At 68.5% G+C, this 5478-nt stretch carries 6 protein-coding genes and 1 pseudogene; all 7 read left to right on the forward strand.

Translation table 11 applies throughout. The features are described from left to right. Positions 1-142, forward strand: a pseudogene (locus ACYP5B_RS48880) (iron-containing redox enzyme family protein); the annotation flags it as partial. An 83-nt stretch (positions 143-225) separates the two neighbouring features. Continuing rightward, the gene (locus ACYP5B_RS48885; protein ID WP_318236555.1) at positions 226-594 is read left to right on the forward strand and encodes a 2Fe-2S iron-sulfur cluster-binding protein; all 369 of its coding nucleotides are present in this window, start codon (positions 226-228) and stop codon (positions 592-594) included. 26 nt (positions 595-620) lie between these two features. Further along, positions 621-944, forward strand: coding sequence for a ferredoxin (locus tag ACYP5B_RS48890; protein WP_318236556.1), 324 nt, complete (start codon positions 621-623; stop codon positions 942-944). A 79-nt stretch (positions 945-1023) separates the two neighbouring features. Further along, positions 1024-1359, forward strand: a complete 336-nt coding sequence (locus tag ACYP5B_RS48895; protein WP_318236557.1) for a 2Fe-2S iron-sulfur cluster binding domain-containing protein — start codon at positions 1024-1026, stop codon at positions 1357-1359. Positions 1360-1510: 151 nt separating this feature from the next. Further along, positions 1511-3052: a hypothetical protein gene (locus ACYP5B_RS48900; protein ID WP_400096926.1), complete on the forward strand. Its 1542-nt coding sequence runs from the start codon at positions 1511-1513 to the stop codon at positions 3050-3052. A 63-nt stretch (positions 3053-3115) separates the two neighbouring features. Continuing rightward, the gene (locus ACYP5B_RS48905; protein WP_459574682.1) at positions 3116-4621 is read left to right on the forward strand and encodes a gamma-glutamyltransferase family protein; all 1506 of its coding nucleotides are present in this window, start codon (positions 3116-3118) and stop codon (positions 4619-4621) included. Positions 4622-4673: 52 nt separating this feature from the next. After that, positions 4674-5294 (forward strand): glutathione S-transferase family protein, encoded by a 621-nt coding sequence (locus ACYP5B_RS48910; RefSeq protein ID WP_459574683.1) that lies wholly within the window; start codon positions 4674-4676, stop codon positions 5292-5294. Positions 5295-5478: the final 184 nt, after the last annotated feature.

The following is a 5478-nucleotide window of genomic DNA, read 5'->3' on the forward strand; positions in this document are numbered from 1 at the left end:
CGCCAACACGCCCGAGCTGCAGCAGCGCTGCCTGAAGATCTGCGAGATCGGCGCCCAGATGCGCCTGCTCTACACCACCGCGCTGTATCACGACTACGTCGCGCAGGAGATCCCCCTGCCTGAGCTGGACATGGCTGCCTGACGCAGCCGCCAGATCCCGCGATTACGCGCGGCCGGTGCGCATCCGCCCGGCCGCCCCTGACAGACCGCTTGCGGAAACGTTGTATGCCTAAAGTCGTATTTCACAAGAATGGCCAGACCTTCGAGGATGAGGTCAAGCCCAGCACCAACCTGGTGGTGCGCGCCGGGATCAAGCAGTTTCCGTATCCGAACCTGCGCTACGAGTGCGGCATGGGCAAGTGCTCCAAGTGCGCGTGCCGCGTGATCGCCGGCGCCGAGCACCTGCCGCCGCCGAACTGGAAGGAAAAGAAGCAGCTTGGAGAGCGGCTGGAACAGGGCTATCGCCTGACCTGCCAGATCTGGCTGGAGCATGACATCGAGCTGATCCAGGACGAGTTGCCGGTAGAGAGCGCGGCCGCCGCCAGCGGCGCGACGAATGCCCTGCAAGCCAGCGCCCCGGGCAACGCGCAGTAATCCATCAGCATCCACCAAGCGCAGTCATGTACGTAATACTCAGCAGCAAGCCGGGGCAGTTTCGCACCGAACTGGTAGAGGGGCTGGTGGCCGTCGAGGCTTACGACTATCTCTTCTACGGCCGCAGGACGGCGCACTTCGTCATCGCCGAGCTGGCGCACCCGGTGAAGGTAAAGGTAGTGGAGGAGTTCAGCGAAGAGGTCGATGCCGCGAGCCGCCCTGCCCCCACCGTCAACTACGTGCCCTCCAAGTTCCTCGAGCAGTTCGACACGCTGCAGGGCGCACGCGACGAGCTCACGCGGTTGGCCACCTTCGGCAGCATGGACATCACGCTGGTCAAGCGTGAATGACATGCGCGTGGCCGACTGAATCCACCGTGTATGACCGGCACAGCGCCGGACAGCCCCCTCATGCCATCGGACCGTTTCCATGATTGAAATCACCTTTGTCAGCAACGACGGCAAGATCGTCAGCGCCCCCGAAAACAGCAACCTGCTGCGCGTTTCCCTGCGCGAGAAAGGCGGCATCCCCTTCAAGTGCGGCGGTGGCCTGTGCGGCACCTGCAAGTGCAAGATCGAGCGCGGGCTCGAGTTCACCGACGCCATCAAGCCGAAAGAGCGCAAGCACCTGTCGGAGGCACAATTTGGCGAGGGCTACCGCATGGCCTGCCAGACCTTCGTCAACGGCGACATCGCCGTGTCCTGGGAAGCCCAGGCGAGCCCGGCCAAGGCCGCCGTTCCGGTCACCGGGTCCGTCGCCGAATAGGTCCGCGCCCCCTACGGGAACTGCAGCGCACTTGCGCGCCGCGCTGCCACGCCAATGATTGCGGCGGCAGCGCCAGGCCAGATACGATGCCGTTTCGGCGCAGACCGGCAGCCCCCGTCCAGCCACGCCGGCACAGGAGACAAGCCCCCATATGGAATCACATATCGCTATCGGCGCAGCCCACTGGGTCTACCTCGCCGGCGTCATCGCCATCGTGCTCACGATGGTATTTCGCGCCAATGTGGTCGTGCCCGCGATCCTCGCGACCTTTCTCGTCACATTGGCCTGGACCCATAGCCCGGTCAGCGCGCTGGCCAGCATCTTCAACGCCAGCTTTGTGGCCGCGCGCGAGCTGTTCAATATCTTCCTGGTGATCGCGCTGATGACGGCGCTGCTCAACGCGCTCAAGTCGCTGCGCTCCGACGTGCGCATGGTGGAGCCCTTTCGCGCCGTGATGAAGAACGGCCATGCCGCCTACTTCATGCTGGCCGCCATCACCTACACCATCTCGCTGTTCTTCTGGCCGACGCCGGCCATTCCGCTGGTGTCCGCCATCCTGCTGCCGGCGGCCATCGCCGCCGGGCTGCCGCCGCTGGCGGGCGCCATGGCGATTGCCATCGCGGGCCAGGGCACGGCGCTGTCGTCGGACTATGTGATCGGGGTGGCGCCAGGCATCAGCGCCAAGGCCGCCGGGGCTGCCGTCAGTGCCGCCATGGTGGCGGACCGCGCGCTGGTGCTGTCGCTGATCACGGGCGGCATCGCGCTGACCATGGCGTACTTCTCCATCCGCGCCCAGATCCGTCCCGCCCATGCCAGCCACCTGGACCGCTGGCAAGGCCGCGCGCCCGACGCAATCCTGGCCAGCGTCGAAGCCGCGGGCAGCTTCGACAAAGCCGAGCTGGCGCGCGGCACCGCGCACCACGAGCCGCTGGGCACCGCTGCCAATATCGCCCGCAGCCTGTCGATGGTGGAGTTGCGCCAGATCAAGTGGTCCAAGGCCTTCGCCGTGCTGACGCCGCTGGCTTTTGCCGCGGTGATTGCCCTGATGGTCGTGCCCAAGCTTGGCCTGGGCATGGCCGAACTCAAGGGCGGCGAGGCGGCCGCCATGGTGGGCGGCATGGCGGCCCTGCTGATGATCTTGTGCACGCTGGCGGCCGAAGGCCCGCGCAAGATGCTGGATGTCAGCGCGGAACACATCACCGACGGCTTTGTCTTCGCCTTCAAGGCGATGGGCTCGGTGCTGCCGATCGCGGGCTTCTTCTTCATCGGCGCGGGCGACACAGCCGGCGCGATCCTGCACCTTGGCGCCGGCCATGCGCCCAGCCTGCTGTTCGAGCTGATCCAGGGCGCCGAGCAGTGGATCCCCAACAACCATGTGCTGGTGGCCTTTGGCGTGCTGCTGGTCGGCATGATCACCGGCATCGACGGCTCCGGCTTTGCCGGCCTGCCGCTCACCGGCACGCTAGCCGGCGCGCTGGGCCCGACGGTTGGCATCGACGCCGCCACGCTGTGCGCGGTGGGCCAGATGGGCGCGGTCTGGACCGGCGGCGGCACGCTGATTGCGTGGTCCTCGCTGGTGGCCATCACCGGCTTTGCGCGCGTGCCGGTGCTCGACGCGGTGCGGGCGCTGCTGGTGCCCGTGCTGGCCGGACTGGCGGTATCGACGATGTGCGCGGTGGTGCTGTGGCGCTGAGTTGCCGCTCACGCACGCCATGGCTTCAAACCCGATTGCTTTGATTCTCCTGGAGCGCTACGCATGACAACTCCTGCTTCCGCCAGCCCCGCCGCCACCTCCGCCACCGCTGGCGAAGGCGTGCGCGCGCCGCACTGCATGGTCGCCACCGGCCACCCGCTCGCCGCCGAGGCCGCGCTGCAGGTGCTGCGCGAAGGCGGCAGCGCCATCGACGCGGCGCTCGCGGCCGATGCCATCCTGGGCGTGGTGGAGCCGATGGCAACGGGCATCGGCGGCGACATGCTGGCCATGATCGTCGAGCCCGACGGCCACGCGCTCAGCTACAACGGCACGGGGCGCGCGCCCGCCGCGTTTCCCATGCACGCGCTGGCGGACCTGCCCAGGCAGCGCATCCCCGAGCGCCACGCACTCTCGCTGACCACGCCCGGCGCGGTACGCGGCTGGGAGGACCTGCACCGCCGCTACGGCCGGCTGGAATGGCGGCGCCTGTTCGCGCCCGCCATTGCGCTGGCGCGCGACGGCTTTGCGGTAGCGGCGGTAGCCGCGCGGGAATGGGCGCTGTTCGACCGCGTGCTGCACCAGGACCCGGTCTGCGCCGCGCTCTATCGCGCTGGCCGTCCACCAGCGGCCGGCGAGACCTTCAGCAACCCTGAGCTGGCCGCCACGCTGTCCGCCATCGCCGCCGAGGGGGCCGATGCCTACTACCTCGGCAAGCCCGCCCACGCCGCCGAAACGGCCAGCCGCAACGCCGGCGGCGCGCTGGCTGCGGCGGACTTCGCCGCGCACCGGGGCGATTTCTGCACGCCGGTCTCCACGAACTTTTGCGGCCTGACCGTGCTGGAGTGTCCGCCCAATACGCACGGCGTCGCCATCCTGCACGCGCTGGATGAACTCGGCGAGCTGGATCCGGACATGCTGGGTGAAGACGATCCCGCGGCCGTGCTGCGCACGGTGCAGGCCATGGGCCGCGCCATGCAGTACGCCAAGGAAACCGTGGCGGACCCGGCCGGCAACACGGTATGCACCGTGGTGGTGGACCGCAACGGGCTGGCAGTCACGCTGATGACCAGCATCTTCAAGCGCTTCGGCTCGGGCATCGCCGTGCCCGGCTGCGGCTTTGTGCTGCAGAACCGCGGCTTCGGCTTTGCCGGGCCTGGACACATCAACGGCCCCGCCCCCGGCAAACGCCCCTACCACACGGTGGTGCCCGGCGCCGCGCTGCGCCATGGCCGCTTCCACGCGGGCTTCGGCGTGGTCGGCGGCCTGATGCAACCGCAAGGCCAGTTGCAGTTGCTGGTGCGGCTGGCCGCCTGGCAGCAACCGCTGCAAGCCGCGCTCGACGCGCCACGCTGGCGGCTGGAATCCGACACCGCGCTCGCGATCGAAGCCGGCATGCCGCAGGCCATCGTGCAGGCCCTGCGCGACGCGGGCTACGGCGATCCCGCCGGCCTTGGCGAGCTCGGCGGCCGCAGCGATTTCGGCGGCGCGCAGATCGTCATGCGCGATGCCTCCGGCGACCTGCTCGGTGCCTCGGACAAGCGCAAGGACGGCATCGCGCTGGGCGAGTAGTCCCTGCAAGACATCCCCAAACATCCAAACCCAACCCGCTGGAGCCCCACCGGTGACCCTGAAGATCTACGGCATCCCTGCCTCGCGCGCCATCCGCCCCATCTGGGCGGCAGAAGAGCTCGGCCTGCCTTACGAGAACATTGCGCTGCACTACGCCTCGGAAGCGGTCAAGGCGCCCGCCTACCTGGCGATCAATCCTAACGGCACGGTGCCCGCCATCGACGATGACGGCCTGCTCATCTACGAATCGCTCGCCATCACCCTGCATCTGGCGCGCAAGCACGCGGGACTAGGCCTGTGGAACGGCACCGCGGAGCAGGATGCCCATATCCTGCAATGGACGCTGTGGGCCGCCACCATGGTGGAGCCACTCACCACCCAATGTGCGCAGCACACCCGCCTGCTGCCGGCCGAGCAGCGCAACCCGGCGCTGGCCGAGGGCGCGCTGGCGGCGCTGCGCAGGCCGCTGGGCGTGCTGGATGCGCACTGCGCGCGGCATCCCTACCTGCTGGGCGAGGTCTTCACGGTAGCGGACCTGAACGTCGCGTCGGTGTTGCACCGGCTGGCGGATCTTGACGCGGCGGGCTTCACCAGCCTGGGCGAATGGCATCAGCGCTGCGTGACGCGGCCGGCGGCGCTGCGGGCGTTTGCGATGCGGCAGAAGGCGGCCTAGCGAGCGGGTGACCGCGGGCTCCCCTCAGGGGGGCGCTAGGAGCCACTTGAAGCGAAGCCTTCGGTTGTTTCCAGCACGACAGCGTAACGAGCGCCCGCCCTCTCCCCCGGCCCCTCTCCCACTGCGTGGGAGAGGGGAGCAAACCAGCGGCAAAGTCAAAGCACCACTCGGTGTAGCCGTGATT

The organism is Cupriavidus sp. 8B (genome assembly GCF_054589115.1).

Bases quoted from the DNA above. Each gene is read 5' to 3' on its own strand.
- ACYP5B_RS48905 (WP_459574682.1), top strand. From the start codon at position 3,116: ATGACAACTCCTGCTTCCGCCAGCCCCGCCGCCACCTCCGCCACCGCT.
- ACYP5B_RS48900 (WP_400096926.1), top strand. From the start codon at position 1,511: ATGGAATCACATATCGCTATCGGCGCAGCCCACTGGGTCTACCTCGCC.
- ACYP5B_RS48890 (WP_318236556.1), top strand. From the start codon at position 621: ATGTACGTAATACTCAGCAGCAAGCCGGGGCAGTTTCGCACCGAACTG.
- ACYP5B_RS48895 (WP_318236557.1), top strand. From the start codon at position 1,024: ATGATTGAAATCACCTTTGTCAGCAACGACGGCAAGATCGTCAGCGCC.
- ACYP5B_RS48885 (WP_318236555.1), top strand. From the start codon at position 226: ATGCCTAAAGTCGTATTTCACAAGAATGGCCAGACCTTCGAGGATGAG.